Consider the following 16,485-nt stretch of genomic DNA (forward strand, 5'->3'; position numbering starts at 1 on the left):
GTATGCAAAAAGGTGCCGACGGGCACCTTTTTTATTGTCATGAGTTGAAAGGGCAAGGCGCTATTGACCACGCCGAATCGACTCAATGATTTCTGTGGTAGAGCAGCCATCTTCAAAATTAAGCACTTTGACCTCTCCTCCGTTGGCGAGCACCGCCTCGGCACCAGCAATCTCGTTGACCTGATAATCACCGCCTTTAACGAGCAAATCGGGCAAGACTTCGCCAATCAGGCGCGCAGGCGTTTCTTCTCCAAAAGGAACCACCCAATCGACCGCGCCCAGCCCTGCCAGCACCGCCATCCGTCGATCGGTTGGATTGACCGGACGGCCAGGCCCTTTCAGCGCTTGGACTGATGCATCCGTGTTGACGGCAACAATCAGGCGATCGCCCAGTTTGGCGGCTTCATTGAGGTACGCCACATGGCCTGCGTGCAAAATATCAAAGCAGCCATTGGTCATCACCACTTTCTCACCTCGCCCTTGGGCGACGTGCACCGCATCAATCAGCTGCGCTTCGGTTGTTACGCCAAAACCAGACTCGTGCGAGCCGTGTACCGCTTCGGTCAGCTCGATAGTAGAGAGGGTTGAGGTACCCAACTTACCCACTACCACGCCGGCCGCAGCGTTAGCCAGCGCACAGGCTTGCTCTATCGGTTTGCCCGCGGCCAATGATGCCGCCAATACCGATATCACGGTATCCCCCGCCCCTGTGACGTCGTACACTTCTTTGGCAAGCGTTGGCAAGTTCAGCGGCGCGGCATCAGGGCGCAGCAATGTCATCCCATGTTCACTGCGGGTGACCAGCAACGCACCAAGCTCGTATTGCTTGATCAACGCCAGGCCTTTTTCTTCCAAGCTTTGATCGTCCGTCACTGTGCCTGCCACCGCTTCAAACTCTGCCATATTTGGCGTCAGTAAGCTCGCCCCTCGATATCGCTCAAAATCCGTGCCTTTAGGGTCAACCAAGGTGGTGACACCCGCTTGTTTGGCGGCCTGAATCAATGTTTGCACCTCGGCTAATGCCCCTTTGGCATAGTCCGATAAGATCATCGCCTGCGCCTTGGGCAGTGCCGCCTCGACTTTAGCCAGCATGGGTGCCACATCCACACCCGCAAAACCCTCTTCAAAATCCAGACGAATCAACTGCTGGTTACGGCTCATTACCCGAAGCTTAGTAATAGTGGGATGCGAGTCTAGCGCCACAAAATCACAGTTAACATTTAGCGAGTCGAGGGTTTGTGTGAGCGCATCAGCCTGTTCATCCTTCCCGGTCAGACCAATCAGCTGGGTATGCCCACCTAAGGCTGCGATATTCATCGCCACGTTCGCGGCGCCACCTGGGCGCTCTTCCGTTTGATTGATCTTCACTACAGGCACGGGCGCTTCTGGAGAAATGCGTCCCGTCGGTCCATACCAATAGCGATCGAGCATCACATCGCCGACGACCAGAACATTGGCTTGGCTATAATCAGGAAGGCTGAGTTTCATCTGGATCTCCGAATACTGTCGTTACCGAGCGATAGTAGCATAGCCATAGGCTAAATGGGGGGCTCACAGGCGTATGCTGCGCACAATCTCAACACTCACCGCACACACTCGCGCAGGACAGCGCCAAGAATTTACTCTACAATAGCGCGGGCCTCACGGCTCTTTCTGGTTTGGTTTTCATGAGTCATTAACGCTATGAGCGATTTTTCAGCCCCCACTTTTCGCATTGGGTTTCTTCACCCTCGCTATCTTCATACCTGGCTCGGCGTCGGGTTAATGTATCTGGCTAGCTGGCTGCCTTATCGCGTCCAATTTTATATGGGCCGCAGCTTGGGTCACTTGATGCATACACTGATGAAACGCCGCGTTAAAATTGCCGATCGTAACCTAGCGCTGTGCTTTCCAGAGATGACGCCCGCTAACCGCGCTGCGATGGTGAAAGAAAATTTTGCCAACGCCGGCCTTGCCTTGTTCGAGACTGGTATGGCGTGGTTTTGGCCCAAATGGCGAATCAACAAGCATGTCACCATTGAGGGGCTAGACACCCTGCTTGAGCTTGAACAACAAGGCAAAGGGGTGCTTTTAATTGCCGTGCACTCTCTAAATTTAGAGATTGGCGCGCGCGGCTTAAGCGAACAAACGCCTGGCGTGGGGGTGTATCGCCCCAATACCAACCCTGTGTATGACTGGTTTCAGTTCCGCGGCCGGATGAAGCGCAATATTGGCGTCGATCGCAAAGACGTTAAGTCGATGATCCATTACCTCAAAGAGGGTCATCGAATGTGGTATGCACCCGATCACGATTATGGTCGCCGCCGCTCCACATTCGCACCACTGTTTGCGGTCAAACAAGCTTGTACCACCACAGGTACCAGTTTGCTGACCCATGCCGGCCACGCCACCGTGGTACCATTTTCTGTGGTGAGGGAAAGACGGCTTGGCCAATACCGCGTTAAAATCGACCCACCGATAACGGATTTCCCTAAAGAAGCGCATGCCGCAGCGGTGATCACTAACCAAGCGGTTGAACGACTGATCCTACGCGCCCCAGAGCAATATATGTGGTTGCATCGGCGCTTTAAAACCCGCCCAGAGGGTGAGCCTTCCTTATACGAGGGAATCTAGCTCCAAATAGGCCGCCAATCGCGGCCTCATTATTGCGCCTTACGCTGCTAGTCTGCTTGCCCATCAAACCACTGTTGCCAGGCTTGCTGCACGATTTCGCGCTCATCGATAAAGGCATCAGCCTCCACCTGCCCACTTTCACCAGCTAGGTGGCTACGGTGGAGCGCATTGCGCATCCGGGTATAGGCCGACTTTAATCCCGCCGCCTGCGTCAGTGGCATCACTCCCAGCTCTCCGGCTTGCTCAAAAATACGCGCGTTATCGCTATATCGGGTAAGCGCCGGTTGACTGGCACTGTTGCCGAGCACTAAGTATTGCGCCAAGAACTCGATATCAGTGATCCCACCGGCGTCTTGTTTGATGGAGAAGGTATCTTTTTGTCCTGTCGCTTTATGCTGACGCATTTTTTCACGCATGCCACTGACTTGCTCTCGCAGCGTATCGATGTCTCGTGGCGTGGTGAGAATGCGATGACGGACCTGGGTAAAGCCGGACTCTAGCTTAGGATCACCATATATCATGCGTGCACGCACCAGTGCCTGGTGCTCCCATGTCCACGCTTCTTTTTGTTGGTAATCGGCGTAAGCTTCGAGCGTGCTCACCAGCATCCCGGAGGTGCCGGAAGGACGAAGGCGCGTGTCAATGTCATAGAGCACCCCAGAGGGAGTACGCGTAGAGAAAAGATGGACGATACGCTGAGCAAGACGTAGATAAAACTGCCGACCATCAATCACTTTACGACCGTCAGTCTCAATATCCGCGGGGCAGTCATGGAGAAAAACCACATCGAGGTCAGAATTATAACCCAGCTCCCATCCGCCTAACTTGCCGTAACCAATCACCGCAAAACCTCGGCCCTCGCGCTCGCCCAAGTGTGTCGGTTGGCCATATTTTTCCACCATTTGGTGCCACGCCTGATTGACCACCGCCTCCACAATCGCTTCAGCCAAGTAAGTCAAATGATCACTGACGCGCATCACAGGTAGCACACCAGCGATATCCGCCGCGGCAATTTTTAATAACTGAACTTGCTTAAACTGACGCACCGCCTCCATTTGTTGCTCCATATCCTCAACGGGGATACGAGCAAGATAATCGCGTAATTCGCTGCGATAGGCATCCGGCGCCAAGGGTTGGTACAAATGGGTTAAATCGAGCAGCTCATCCAGTAGCAAAGGGTAGCGCGCCAACTTTTCTGCCACCATCGGGCTGGCCGTACAAAGTCGTAACAGCTGATCAATCGCCCCGGGGTGCTCATCCAACAGCTCTAAGTAGGTGGTGCGCGTCGAGATATTGAGTAACAGGTGGGTGATATGTGGCAGCACCTGCTGTGGTTGCGGTAACGTCAGTAGCTTACTTAACATGACGGGCATCAAACGGTTTAGCACCTCACGTCCTCGAGGGCCCACAGTGCGCTTCGCCAGCTCTTGTTTAAACGCTAATAACTGCTCAGCAATATTGGTGTCCGGTAAATCTAAGCCTGCTAAGATCAAGTGGGCGTTTTCTACATCGCGCGCCATCGCCCATAGATCGTGATACTCAGTATCGACGTCCGTGTCTGTTTCTTGCTCATCTTCGCCAATCAAGCCGGAAAACACCTGATTAACCGCTTGCATATGCTGGGTGATGTCGGCCTGTAAGCGCGTCCAGTCATTGACCCCCATGGCGTGACAAAGCCGCTCACGATCAAGGTCGTTATCGGGCAGGGTCTGCGTTTGGTTGTCATCAATGGCTTGTAGGAGGTTTTCAACTCGACGCAAATAGCAATACGCAGCCTTTAATTGGCTTACCTCAGCGGTAGGCAATAATTCCAGTTCCGCAATCGCATCTAAGGTGTCGAGCAAGCCACGTTGGCGCAAACTGGGCTCTCGGCCGCCACGAATAAGCTGAAACGACTGAGCAATAAATTCAATCTCACGAATCCCCCCCGCACCAAGCTTAATATTATCCGTTAAGCCACGCCGACGTACCTCTCGTTGGATTAACTGTTTCATCCGCCGCAACGCTTGAATGGCACTAAAATCGATGTAACGACGGAAGACAAACGGGCGTAGCATCTGCCGTAACGTTTGATAGCAGTCATACTGCTCTTTCCCCATGACGCGCGCTTTCACCATCGCATAGCGCTCCCAATCACGCCCTTGTTCTTGGTAGTAATCTTCGAGTGCGGAAAAGCTCATCACTAAAGGGCCACTATCCCCAAAGGGACGAAGACGCATATCAACCCGATAACAAAAACCGTCCACCGTGGGTTGATCAAGCGCTTTGATCAAGCGCTGCCCTAGCCGGGTAAAGAACTGGGCATTGGCGATGCTTTTTCTCGCGCCCTGGGTTTCTCCCGCCTCAGGGTAAGTAAAGATCAGGTCGATGTCTGAAGAGAAGTTGAGCTCGCCACCACCAAGTTTGCCCATGCCCAAAATCAGCATCGGCTGCGGCTCCCCCTCGGGGCTCATGGGTGTGCCCCAGTCGTGACAGCCGCGCTGATAGAGCCATTGATAAGCTGATAATATTTGCGCTTCCGCAAGGGCTGATAGATGCTGTAAACCTTGCTCAACCGGCCATTGATTTTGGATTTCCTGCCACGCAATCCATACGAGCTCACGCTGGCGGTGCTGACGGAGTTGACGGTGAAACTCGCTCTCATCCGTCACCGCTTCCAACGCCTGACTCAACTCAGCTTGGTATGTCTGCTCACGCGAGGCTTGCTGGCGATGCTGATACAGCCAGTCGAGAAGTCCAGAGGTTTGGGTTAATGCCTTGGCGACAAACTCGCTACACGCTAAAGCCTGCTCGAGTTGCTCACGCGCCGTGCCTTGCCACTGCGGCACGGCCTCAGGGGCAATTTCATTTAATCGTATCCAGTGCTGATGCAAGCAAGCGGCAAGAGAGTCAGAGAGTACCATGGGCAGTCCTTTTGCTATCGTCCTGTATCGACACTAACAAAAACGGCTCACCGATGCAGCGAGCCGTTGTTGATTACGGATAAAACCTCAAACGTGGTTAGACTTTAAAGGCCTCAATTTTATCTTTGAGTGATTGTGCACTTTGTTCAACCATCTCTGCCGTTTCATGCAGCTCAGACGCCACTGTCACCGATGCCTGGACCAAATCTTTAACATTGGTGAGGTTTTGGTTCATCTCACCGGCTACTGACGCTTGTTGTTCCGCCGATGAGGCGATTTGGAAGTTCATGTCATTAAGCGATTGGATTTGCGTGACGATTTGCTCAAGCTCTCCGCCAGCCTGGCTCACTGACTCGACGCCTGTCTTGGCCTCGGAAACACTGCGATCCATCAAGCCCACCGCTTTTTGCGCACTTTGCTGCAACTGGGTGATCATATCTTGAATTTCCACCGTGGCTTCTTGGGTGTGTTGCGCCAGCTTGCGTACTTCATCCGCCACCACCGCAAAACCACGCCCCGTATCGCCCGCGCGTGCGGCTTCTATCGCGGCATTGAGTGCCAGTAGATTGGTTTGCTCTGAAATTCCTTGAATAGTGACCACGACAGTACCGATTTTCTCCACCTGGGCATCGACCTGCCCCACGACCTGGGATGACTCGCTGATGTCATTGGACAGCTCATTGATGGTTTTGATGGTACTGCTCACGTGCTCTTGGCCACTGTTCGCCTGTTGGCTAGAGGTTTCGGTCGCTTTGGCCGCCTCTCGAGTATGCTCAGCGACGGTTTGCACGGTCGCACTCATCTCACTCATCGCCGAGGCAAGCTGATCCATCTCAGAGAATTGCTCTTGCGATGACTCTTTGGTTTCCGACATGCTGATCGTCATAATCTCAGCCAGAGAAGAAAGATCATCCGACGCTTGGCGCTGCGCGTTAATCACATCCACCAATTGCTGACGCGATCTTTCCAGCTCACGCGCTAAATCACCAAACTCGTCCCGGCTATTCATCTCAATCGGTTCACTGAGATCACGGTTGGCGAGCGCCCGAATTCTATCGGTAAGATAATTAATTTGCCGCAGCATAATATTGGAGCCGCCCAGCAAAATAACCATGAAAGAGACAATCATCAGCGCGGTTTGCCACGCGACCTGAATCATATAATCTTGGTAATACGCCTGCGCCTCAGACGTCGGTTGTGATGCCACGAGCCACCAATCGCTGCCGCCTACGGGCACGGCATAGCCATGACGGCCACCGTCATAAACGGTATAGCTAAACGCGCCTGACTGATTGAGAAACAAGTCAGCGACATCGGTTCCGGTGCTTTCATCCGGCACGCGCAACGCGTCAAACTGGCGCATTGAAGGGTGAGACCAGACTTGGCGAGTGGTGCCATTGACCAAATATAAATACGCCCCTTCGCTGAATTCGGCGTTCATGGTATCCACCGCCTCTCGCATCAAGCGTTCCCCATCAGGCTGATCGATGAGGGCACCTGTCATTGCCGCGCTGGATCGCGCTAATTCTTGGGTCTGATTCAGGGTGAACTCAATCACGGACTGGCGAAACGTGTTCGCATCCCACATCTGCTTACCGACCAGAATAATGGTACTAAAGACCATGAGAATCACGAGTTTTGGGATCAAGCGCAGATTGGTAACGGGTTTTTCCCACGCATAAAAGTTATGYTTAGCCATAATCCTGAAAGCTCCATGTCCGTTATTAAGCCAACTGACTGCCAAACGGGCGATTATTAATACTGAGTGATGTTATATCGGCAAACGTCACCCTCACTGAATCCTTGTTTACCGTATTTGTGAAATTTGCCCATAAACAATGCCCATAATGATAAGTTAATCAAATTATCATCACGCACCTTGCCTGTTTATAACGTAAAAAAGTGCCAAATATATTGATCCTAGAGGCGGTTTTATCGAATCTGCTCAGACATTGAAACTGGATACTCAAGCAAGGTAACCGCATAAAGGCACACATAAAAAAAGCAACCTCCAGGCTGCTTTTTATCACTCTCGTTCGCTTACTCTTGCCAATAAGGAGTAAGACGCAATCCCGTTTGACGGCTTTGCGTCATCGCATGAAACAGTGACTCTTCTTTACGTGCCAACCACTTCTCTGCTTGTTTTTTATCCTCTTCATCGTCAATCTCGACCACTCGCTCACGCACCGGCTCGAGCAAGCGCAGCTCTTCAATGCCTTGCAACATATCGAGCCAAGGCAGGCGAAAGGCTTTACGCCGACTTTTGTCATACAAAGAGGCCAAGCAAGTGCCTAGCAACAAATTGCGTTGCAAGCGAGGGTATTGGTCAAAGTAGTCGTGCCGCGTCAGTGGTTTAGTTTCATCAAATGCATCAAGCAACTCGTGCCAAGACTCTGGCAGTGCTTTGTCGGCCAAACGTTGAATCGGTTGGGCAAGCTTATCCGCCGCTTTATCATCTAAAAACGGTTGCCAACCTTTCGAGAGGATCCAGCGACTTAAATCGAGCAGTAAATTGCAATACCGCGATGTATGTAGCAGCGCGACAATGTCCTCTCGTTCAGGCAACCTCGCTTGTTCGACCTTCAAGCTTTTCACCAAGGTTTTTCGCGCGTTTAATTTACGCAGATATTGGCCTTTGTCTTCACACAGCCGGGCATTCGTCCGAGCATCATCGAGCCACGCCAGTTCACCCTCAAACCATTGCAGCTCTTGACGGAGTAAACTGCTTGCTCGGCGCGGCACCACACTGCCGAATAAGACAAACGCCTGTCGGATCAACAAGACGGCATAGCGAATTTCTTGTAACGCCTCAAGGGACTCACGCTCAATGTAGATTTGCTCGTGATAATGCCAGTGATTCAACGCATGCTCGAGGATCCGAATCAGGGCTTTTTCTTGGCTATCATCAGCGCCGAGTTTAACGATGGATAAGGCTTTAACCGGATCACCCTGATAGCCGGTTGCCAGGCGGTAGCCACGCGCCGCCTTGCTCAAATTTCCGAGGCGTAGGCCACCTTCATCCGCCAGGCTGCGTGCCAGCGAGAACAAGGCATCGGTTTGTCCGGAAATCAGCTCCAGCTCCACCTCAGAAATCACATCCTTGTCGCCGGCTTCGGTAGAGACCTCGCCTTGATCGCTCGCCAATTCGATTTGGCTACCGTCATCCGTTGCTAACAGCCATTGCTGACGCACAAAATCGGTGGAAAACAACGGCTGGAGAGCTTGGCTCAGTGCATCAACATCCAGATCATCGGGCCATGCATCGACTGGGATCAAAGAAAGATCAGGTTCAGGTCCGTTAAGCTCGGCGTTGTATTCTGGGCGCTGATGCAGCCCAGCCACGACCCGACCTGCCGTTTTGAGGGTTTGAATGTACACACCATCAAAACGACGTACCCGCAAACCGATATCGTGTTTACGTAGGGTAAAATCTGGCGTATCGAAGTAGATGTTTCCCAGCTCACGCTGGCTTTGCTGTAGCTGTTTTACACTGACAATTTTATCGCGAATGCGATGAGAAAAGTCAGAAGAGACAAAAAATTTGAGCTCTATCTCAGTGTCCATACGGTTACCTATAGCCAATTGCCTGACAAGGATATGAACAATTGATCCTGTCGGCAAGCGCTATCACTACTAGGCTTGATCACGCGCACTGAGGCAGAGATCACAAAAGCTATTTCTTTAGCCTATGTTCTGCGCTACCATCGCCGCTCCGATATACCATCGTTGAACTTTTCGCCTCTCTTTTTTGCCCTCTGGGCTCGAGGCAACCAGGTAGATTACGGCTATGCCAGTCAATACAATTGTTGGGCTATTTGCAAAAAGCCCTATTAAACCACTGCAGCGTCACGTAAATCGTGTAAACGATTGTTGTGAGTTACTGATCCCCTTCTTTCATGCTTGCGAGCAACAAGATTGGGATAAGGCAAATCAACTCCGTCAGCAAATCTCAGATATTGAGAAAGATGCTGATACCCTAAAGCGCAATATCCGGCTTAAGTTACCACGAGGTCTCTTTATGCCCGTCGATCGCACGGACATGCTCGAGCTCCTCACCCAGCAAGACAAGCTGGCAAACTTAGCCAAAGATATTGCCGGCCGCGTGATAGGCCGTCAGCTTCGTATGCCCCCCTCAATGAATGATGCCTTTATCGCCTATGTGCAGCGATGCTTAGATGCTGCCGCGCAAGCACGCCGCGTGATCAACGAGCTTGAAGAGCTACTTGAGACTGGCTTTAAAGGGCGCGAAGTCACCTTAGTCGCCGAAATGATTCATCAGTTGGATGTGATTGAAGACGATACCGATTCTATGCAAATCCAACTTCGCCAAGCATTAATGGCCGTTGAGCAGGAGTACAATCCTGTTGACGTCATGTTCTTGTACAAAATCCTCGAGTGGGTCGGTGAAATTGCTGACCAGGCGCAACGTGTGGGTGCGCGCTTAGAGGTCATGCTTTCCCGTTCCTAACCGAGTGATGTAACAACAAGGTATTACAATGGAAATCCTGATGAATCACGGGACCATACTGATCATGGTCGCCGCGGCTTTTGGTTTTTTAATGGCGATTGGTATTGGTGCCAATGACGTCGCGAACGCGATGGGCACGTCTGTGGGCTCAAAAGCACTCACCGTGAAGCAAGCCATTATTGTGGCGATGATTTTTGAATTCGCCGGCGCGTATTTAGCCGGTGGTGAGGTCACAGACACCATTCGCAAAGGTGTGATTGACACCAGTTTTTATGCTGACCAACCGTTGGAATTAGTCTTTGGCATGATGTCCGCGCTACTGGCGGCTGGCTCTTGGCTATTACTTGCCTCATTCATGGGTTGGCCCGTCTCCACCACCCACTCTATCATTGGTGCGATTATTGGCTTTGCCTGCCTATCGGTTGGCGCAGATGCAGTCGATTGGCATACGGTGCAAGGCATCGTTGGCAGTTGGATTATCACCCCTTTTATCTCTGGCTTGTTCGCTTACTTTATATTCTTAAGTGCACAACGACTGATTTTTGATACCGACCGCCCTGTCCTTAATGCCAAACGTTTCGTGCCGCTTTATATGTTTCTCACCGCGTTTATTATCGCGATGGTCACCATCAAAAAAGGTCTCAAACATGTTGGCCTCCACCTCACGACCTTAGAGTCCGTGAGCGCCTCCATCGTGCTCTCTGCCATGGTGATGTTTTTTGGTGTTTATTACATTTCTAGAAAGTATCGCGGCGATGAAAATCAAGGGTTTCAGGGGGTTGAGCGGATATTTAGCCTATTGATGGTGGTCACCGCCTGTGCGATGGCCTTCGCACATGGTTCGAATGACGTGGCCAATGCCATTGGTCCGCTATCGGCCATTGTGGCCACGGTACAAAACCTCGGTGCTGTAGCGGAAAAAGCACAAATCGCCTGGTGGATTTTACCGATGGGTGGCGCGGGGATTGTACTCGGCCTTGCCACCATGGGACACAGAGTCATGGCGACCGTGGGCTCGGGCATTACTGAGCTTACCCCAAGTCGTGGTTTTGCCGCGCAACTGGCGACCGCAAGTACGGTTGTGCTCGCCTCAGGCACTGGCCTCCCTATTTCAACCACACAAACCTTAGTCGGCGGCGTTTTGGGCGTTGGCTTTGCCCGCGGTATTGCCGCACTCAACTTGGGTGTGGTGCGTAATATTGTTGCCTCATGGCTAATCACCTTACCCGCGGGGGCCTTGTTGGCTGTGATCTTTTACCAAGTGATGACCTCGCTATTTGCGTAACAAGCGCCGGTGATGTCAAATCACAGTCAAAAAAAGGGGGGCATGGCTCCCCTTTCTTTTACGCCTATGGCACTATGCCCAGCAAAGCCGATGTGTCCCACACTGAAATTATGCAAAGGACCCCAGACGTGAAACACCTGTATTCTGCTCTCGTATTGCTGTTCGTTCTCGTTGCCGCGCCTCGAGCGATGGCAGAAAACTATATTTCTGATGATTTGTTCACTTATATGCACTCAGGCCCGGGCACACAATATCGTATTATCGGCAGTGTCGATGCGGGTGATAAAGTCACTGTGCTAAAACGCAATCGCGATGAGGGCTATACCCAAGTAGTTGATAGCCGTGGCCGTAAAGGCTGGGTAAAAAGTGACTACGTGACCACACAACCTGGCTTAAAAGAACGCGTGCCGGCGCTAGAATCAGCGCTGAAAAAGGTAAAGTCCGCGCTGGCCAGTGCAAAAGATGATGCTAAAGCACAACAAAAAGGCTTGGCTGAATCCCTTAAACAGCGCAACGCGCAGATTGAGAAGCTGGAAGCACACAGCAGCGAACTCAATAAAAAACTGATTGATGCGCAAAGCGAAATCCGTGCTTTACGCGCCAAAATAGATACCCAAAAAGATGATCTTCTGATGCGTTGGTTCACCTACGGTGGCATGGTAGCCGGCGGTGGCTTACTGTTTGGCTTGGTGCTGCCACATCTTATCCCACGTAAAAAACGTCGCCGCGACGGCTGGGCATAATCGTGAATGAAAGGCTGCATTGGCAGCCTTTTTTATTGCGATCCTGATAGCGGCCTTTTAAGCACACGGTGGGCGTGCTGCTAGGCTCTATGTATACTTAAACCCATTCGCGACACAAACGTGATTGTGTCTTCTCTTTGTCATTAAGGAGTTTGGTGTGGAACATTATCTTGTCGGCGGTGCTGTACGTGATGCGCTATTAGGCTTGCCGGTCACAGATAAAGACTGGGTAGTGGTCGGTGCCACCGTCAAACAAATGCAAGCAGCCGGCTACCAGCAAGTCGGCCAAGATTTCCCCGTCTTTTTACACCCCACCACACACGAAGAACACGCCCTCGCCCGCACTGAACGAAAATCAGGCCAGGGCTACACCGGGTTTATTTGCGACTTCTCGCCAGATATCTCACTGGAAGCGGACCTTCAACGCCGCGATCTCACCATCAACGCCATCGCCCAAGATGAAGAGGGCAGCTTGATTGACCCGTATGGCGGTCAGCAAGATTTACACAACCGCATTCTACGCCATGTCTCGCCCGCCTTTAGCGAAGACCCATTACGGGTACTGCGCGTGGCACGGTTTGCCGCCCGTTTTGCGCCACTCGGCTTTACCATTGCCGATGATACCTTAGCGCTGATGAAAACGATGGTCGCCAAGGGCGAGCTCGCCCACCTCACCCCTGAGCGGGTTTGGCGCGAGTGGGAAAAAGCGCTCGGCAGTGATTGTCCCGATGTGTTTCTTGCTGTGCTGCGCGATTGTGGTGCCCTTGCCGTGGTGCTTCCTGAAATCGACGCCCTGTACGGCGTGCCGAATCCGGCCAACTGGCACCCTGAAATCGATACCGGCATCCACACGGAAATGGTCAGCCGTTATGCCGCCTCATTGACCGACGACAAAGCCATCCGCTTTGCCGCACAAGTCCATGATCTCGGTAAGGCCCTCACCCCAGCCTCTATTTTGCCCGGCCATCGCGGCCACGGCGATCGCGGGCTGCCCGTGATTAAAGAGCTGTGCGAGCGACTACGTATCCCCAACGCTTATCGGGATTTGGCCTTGGTGGTCAGTGCGCACCACTCCAAAATTCATAAGTGCGATCAACTCAGCCCTGAGCATTGGGTAGCGCTGTTTAATCAGATCGATGCGTGGCGCAAACCCGAGCGGGTCGAGCAATTGGCCTTGGCGTGTTTGGCCGATGTGCGTGGCCGCAAGGGACGTGAAAATTATTACTATCCACAAGCCGACGCCTTACGCGAGCGCTTTGCTTGCGCGCAACAGGTAGAGGTTAAGCCAATTGTCGACGCCGGCTTTAAAGGGGCGGCGATTCGTGATGAGCTGTATCGCCAGCGTATTCAAGCGGTGGCCGCGTGTCCGGCGCCACCACGCCCAGAAGCGGTGAGTCCCTCGCGTTAACGGAATTCACGTGCAGCAACCGACAAGGTAGTGAGCGTTGGAGTCAGGTCAATTAACTTACCGGCAATCACATGCACCACCTCGCCTTGCCGCTCGACAATGCCATGCACTTTCAACACCTTGGCTTGCATAAAAGCACGGGATTGCGCCCGTGTCGTCCCCGCCCAAACCACCACATTGATATTGCCCGTATCGTCTTCCAAGGTAACAAAGGTTACGCCACTGGCGGTGCCGGGGGACTGCTTGCCCGTCACCACACCCGCTACCGCCACCCAGCTTTGTGGCGCACACTGTGATAACTCAACACCACGGGTAAAACGCCCCAATGTGCCGGCTTGCGCCATCAAACGAATGGGATGATCAGTGAGCGACAGCCCCATGGCCGCGTAATCTTCAATCACGTTCTGCCATTGGGAAGGCGAGTGAGGCAACGCAACCTCATCGTCACTGGCGGCCAGTAGCGGCAGTTGCCGCTGCTGATCCATCAGTGCCCAGCGCGCCTGATAGCGATTGCCAGCCAGCGTCGCCAATGCACCGCTACTGGCTAGGGCTTGATAGGCATCGCGGTCAAGATGAATCTCTTGCAGTGCCGATAAACACGCAAACCCCGTCTCTGGGCGATGGGCCAGCAATCGGTCTATTGCCGCCGCACTCAACCCTTTGACTAATCGCAATCCTAGCCGCACGCCCCACTGATCGCCGATCTTTTCTAAACAATGATCCGCCCCCGAGTGTTGCACACAAACCGGCCACACAGGCACTTGGTGGCGCGTGGCGTCTTGCATCAATTGTGACGGTGAGTAAAACCCCATCGGCTGGCTATTGAGCAAGCCGGTATAAAACGCGGCGGGATAATAATGCTTTAGCCACGCTGATACATAGGCCAAAACCGCAAACGAAGCCGAGTGGCTCTCTGGAAAGCCATAATCACCAAACCCACAGATTTGCCGGTAAAGCTGCTCAGCAAAGTCGGCGCGATAGCCTCGCGCGGTCATCCCAGCAATCAATTTGTCGCGAAACGGCGCCAATCCGCCCTTTTTCTTCCAAGCGGCCATCGCGCGACGCAGCTGATCCGCTTCCCCACCGGAAAAACCGGCCGCCACCATCGCCAATTTGATCACCTGCTCTTGAAAGATGGGCACCCCGAGCGTACGCGCTAGCACTTGCTCAACCGCTTTGGACGGGTAGCTCACTGCTTCTTTCCCGTCGCGTCGCTGTAAATACGGATGCACCATGTCGCCTTGAATCGGCCCCGGGCGGACAATGGCAATTTGGATTACCAAATCATAATAACAAGCCGGTTTGAGCCGCGGCAGCATACTCATTTGTGCTCGCGACTCAATTTGAAACACTCCCACGGTATCGGCTTTCTGAATACGCGCAAATACCGCCGGATCGTCGCCTTGTTGGGTGATCGCCGCCAAACTCAAGCGAGGGCCACCGGTTTGGGCAATCAAATCAAAGGTACGTCGAATCGCAGTGAGCATACCCAGCGCCAGTACGTCGACTTTCATCAGATGCAGCGTTTCCAGATCGTCTTTATCCCACTGGATCACCGTCCGCTCTGCCATCGCCGCATTTTCCACCGGCACCAACTCATACAAAGGCCCATCCGCAATCACAAAGCCGCCGACATGCTGAGAAAGGTGGCGCGGAAAACCGATCAATGTCTGGGTCAGCGACAGCCATTGTTGGCTTTTCGCGCTTTTAGGATCGAGGCCCAACTGCTGAAGTTGCTGCGCCCAAGGCTGGGTTTTATCGCGCCGATTGAGGTTTTGAATAAAAAAATCAATCTGACTGGCGGGGATCGCTAACGCTTTGCCCACATCGCGTAATGCACTTTTCAGCCGATAACGGATCACGGTTGCCGCTAACGCGGTCCGCTCTCGGCCATATTTTTGATACAAATGCTGGATCACTTCTTCACGGCGCTGGTGCTCAAAGTCCACATCAATATCCGGCGGCTCGTCGCGCTCTTTGCTAATAAAGCGCTCAAACAGCACATCGACTTTGCATGGATCTACCGCGGTGATCCCTAAGCAATAGCACACCACCGAGTTCGCCGCCGAGCCGCGCCCTTGGTACAAGATCCCTCGCGATTGAGCAAAGCGCACCAGATCGTAAATGGTCAAAAAGTAATACGGGTAATCGAGCGCCTCGATAAGCGCCAGCTCTTTTTCAATGATGGCTCCCACGTTACGAGGCACGCCCTTAGGGAAGCGCTGCTGTGCGCCTTGCTTGACCGCCTCACGCAGATAGGCCATCGCAGACTCGCCAGTCGGCACCACTTCTTTGGGGTAACTGTATTTAAGGCTCGCCAAGGAAAACTGACACTGAGCGGCAATGTTGGCACTTTCCGCCAGCCACTCAGGGGGAAATAAAGAGCGTAGTTTAGACAGCGGGCGTAAGGCGCGCTCTGCATTGGGTAATAACGTCCTTCCCAATTCAGCGACAGGCTGGCGATGCCGAATCGCTGTTAAGGTATGATGTAACGCCAGCCGCTCAGGGTGATGCATCAACACATCACCACACGCGGTCACGCGAAGCTCATACTGGCTTGCCAGCATGCGACAGTGTGCCAGATACGGATGGTCGTTATCCGCTAGATCGCGCCGCACGGCCAGATACAAGCGCTCGCCATGATAACGTAACAGCCATTTTGCCCAGTGATGATCACTCTCCGCGCCACTGGGTAGCCATAGCACCAAGCCATGACGCACCGACATCAAGTCCCACTCGCTCAGCTGGTAGTCGCCTTTGTGACTGCGCCGCCGCGCATTGGTGATAATCCGACACAACTCTTGGTAAGCCGCTTGGGTAGGACACAATAGAACAACATCTAACGCCTGCAGGCGAAAGCGACTGCCAATGATCAGCGAAAGCTGCGGATAATCACGCTGGGCTTGATACGCACGCACCACCCCTGCGACCGAGCATTCATCGGTGATCGCAAGCGCTTGATAGCCCAATGCTGCCGCTTGCGCTACCAGCTCTTCCGGGTGTGAGGCGCCTTCGAGAAAGGAGAAATTACTGCAACATACCAGCTCGGCATACGTACTCATCGC

Annotated in this window: 10 protein-coding genes; 5 read left to right on the top strand and 5 right to left on the bottom strand. The window is 53.0% G+C overall.

Translation table 11 applies throughout. The annotated features are described in order from the left end of the window. Positions 1-60 precede the first annotated feature (60 nt). Positions 61-1,488, bottom strand: coding sequence for a bifunctional D-glycero-beta-D-manno-heptose-7-phosphate kinase/D-glycero-beta-D-manno-heptose 1-phosphate adenylyltransferase HldE (hldE, locus tag BZG23_RS05335; RefSeq protein WP_046074240.1), 1,428 nt, complete (start codon positions 1,486-1,488; stop codon positions 61-63). A 195-nt stretch (positions 1,489-1,683) separates the two neighbouring features. Between hldE and lpxL the strand changes: the two genes are divergently transcribed. Continuing rightward, the gene (lpxL, locus tag BZG23_RS05340) at positions 1,684-2,613 is read left to right on the top strand and encodes an LpxL/LpxP family Kdo(2)-lipid IV(A) lauroyl/palmitoleoyl acyltransferase (RefSeq protein WP_046074241.1); all 930 of its coding nucleotides are present in this window, start codon (positions 1,684-1,686) and stop codon (positions 2,611-2,613) included. Positions 2,614-2,660: 47 nt separating this feature from the next. On the opposite strand, the gene glnE is transcribed toward lpxL, so the two are convergent. From glnE to BZG23_RS05355, 3 genes are all read right to left on the bottom strand, one after another. Next, positions 2,661-5,516 carry a bifunctional [glutamate--ammonia ligase]-adenylyl-L-tyrosine phosphorylase/[glutamate--ammonia-ligase] adenylyltransferase gene (gene glnE, locus BZG23_RS05345; RefSeq protein ID WP_077606369.1) on the bottom strand — a complete coding sequence of 952 codons (2,856 nt, stop codon included), beginning with the start codon at positions 5,514-5,516 and terminating at the stop codon, positions 2,661-2,663. 97 nt (positions 5,517-5,613) lie between these two features. Continuing rightward, on the bottom strand, positions 5,614-7,215 hold the full coding sequence (locus tag BZG23_RS05350; RefSeq protein ID WP_046074243.1) for a methyl-accepting chemotaxis protein: 1,602 nt from the start codon (positions 7,213-7,215) through the stop codon (positions 5,614-5,616). 341 nt (positions 7,216-7,556) lie between these two features. Beyond that, complete coding sequence (locus BZG23_RS05355) at positions 7,557-9,080, bottom strand: CYTH and CHAD domain-containing protein (RefSeq protein WP_046074244.1); 1,524 nt, start codon at positions 9,078-9,080, stop codon at positions 7,557-7,559. A 223-nt stretch (positions 9,081-9,303) separates the two neighbouring features. On the opposite strand from BZG23_RS05355, the gene BZG23_RS05360 reads away from it, so the two are divergent. The 4 genes from BZG23_RS05360 to BZG23_RS05375 all read left to right on the top strand — a co-directional run bounded on the left by BZG23_RS05360 (position 9,304) and on the right by BZG23_RS05375 (position 13,420). Next, positions 9,304-9,984 carry a TIGR00153 family protein gene (locus BZG23_RS05360; protein ID WP_046074245.1) on the top strand — a complete coding sequence of 227 codons (681 nt, stop codon included), beginning with the start codon at positions 9,304-9,306 and terminating at the stop codon, positions 9,982-9,984. 28 nt (positions 9,985-10,012) lie between these two features. Continuing rightward, positions 10,013-11,269 (top strand): inorganic phosphate transporter, encoded by a 1,257-nt coding sequence (locus BZG23_RS05365; protein ID WP_046074246.1) that lies wholly within the window; start codon positions 10,013-10,015, stop codon positions 11,267-11,269. 110 nt (positions 11,270-11,379) lie between these two features. Continuing rightward, positions 11,380-12,012 (top strand): TIGR04211 family SH3 domain-containing protein, encoded by a 633-nt coding sequence (locus tag BZG23_RS05370; RefSeq protein ID WP_198532114.1) that lies wholly within the window; start codon positions 11,380-11,382, stop codon positions 12,010-12,012. A gap of 157 nt (positions 12,013-12,169) precedes the next feature. After that, positions 12,170-13,420 carry a multifunctional CCA addition/repair protein gene (locus BZG23_RS05375; RefSeq protein WP_046074247.1) on the top strand — a complete coding sequence of 417 codons (1,251 nt, stop codon included), beginning with the start codon at positions 12,170-12,172 and terminating at the stop codon, positions 13,418-13,420. Here the strand turns inward: BZG23_RS05375 and BZG23_RS05380 are convergent. Continuing rightward, a complete protein-coding gene (locus tag BZG23_RS05380) occupies positions 13,417-16,482 on the bottom strand; it encodes an error-prone DNA polymerase (protein ID WP_046074248.1) in 3,066 nt (1,021 codons plus the stop codon). The genes BZG23_RS05375 and BZG23_RS05380 overlap by 4 nt on opposite strands. Positions 16,483-16,485: the final 3 nt, after the last annotated feature.

The sequence above is a fragment of the Salinivibrio sp. ML290 genome (assembly GCF_001995695.1).
GTDB classification, from domain to species: domain Bacteria; phylum Pseudomonadota; class Gammaproteobacteria; order Enterobacterales; family Vibrionaceae; genus Salinivibrio; species Salinivibrio siamensis.

Coding starts and splice junctions, on each gene's coding strand:
- hldE (WP_046074240.1), bottom strand. CDS start 1,488: ATGAAACTCAGCCTTCCTGATTATAGCCAAGCCAATGTTCTGGTCGTC.
- lpxL (WP_046074241.1), top strand. CDS start 1,684: ATGAGCGATTTTTCAGCCCCCACTTTTCGCATTGGGTTTCTTCACCCT.
- glnE (WP_077606369.1), bottom strand. CDS start 5,516: ATGGTACTCTCTGACTCTCTTGCCGCTTGCTTGCATCAGCACTGGATA.
- BZG23_RS05355 (WP_046074244.1), bottom strand. CDS start 9,080: ATGGACACTGAGATAGAGCTCAAATTTTTTGTCTCTTCTGACTTTTCT.
- BZG23_RS05360 (WP_046074245.1), top strand. CDS start 9,304: ATGCCAGTCAATACAATTGTTGGGCTATTTGCAAAAAGCCCTATTAAA.
- BZG23_RS05365 (WP_046074246.1), top strand. CDS start 10,013: ATGGAAATCCTGATGAATCACGGGACCATACTGATCATGGTCGCCGCG.
- BZG23_RS05370 (WP_198532114.1), top strand. CDS start 11,380: ATGCAAAGGACCCCAGACGTGAAACACCTGTATTCTGCTCTCGTATTG.
- BZG23_RS05380 (WP_046074248.1), bottom strand. CDS start 16,482: ATGAGTACGTATGCCGAGCTGGTATGTTGCAGTAATTTCTCCTTTCTC.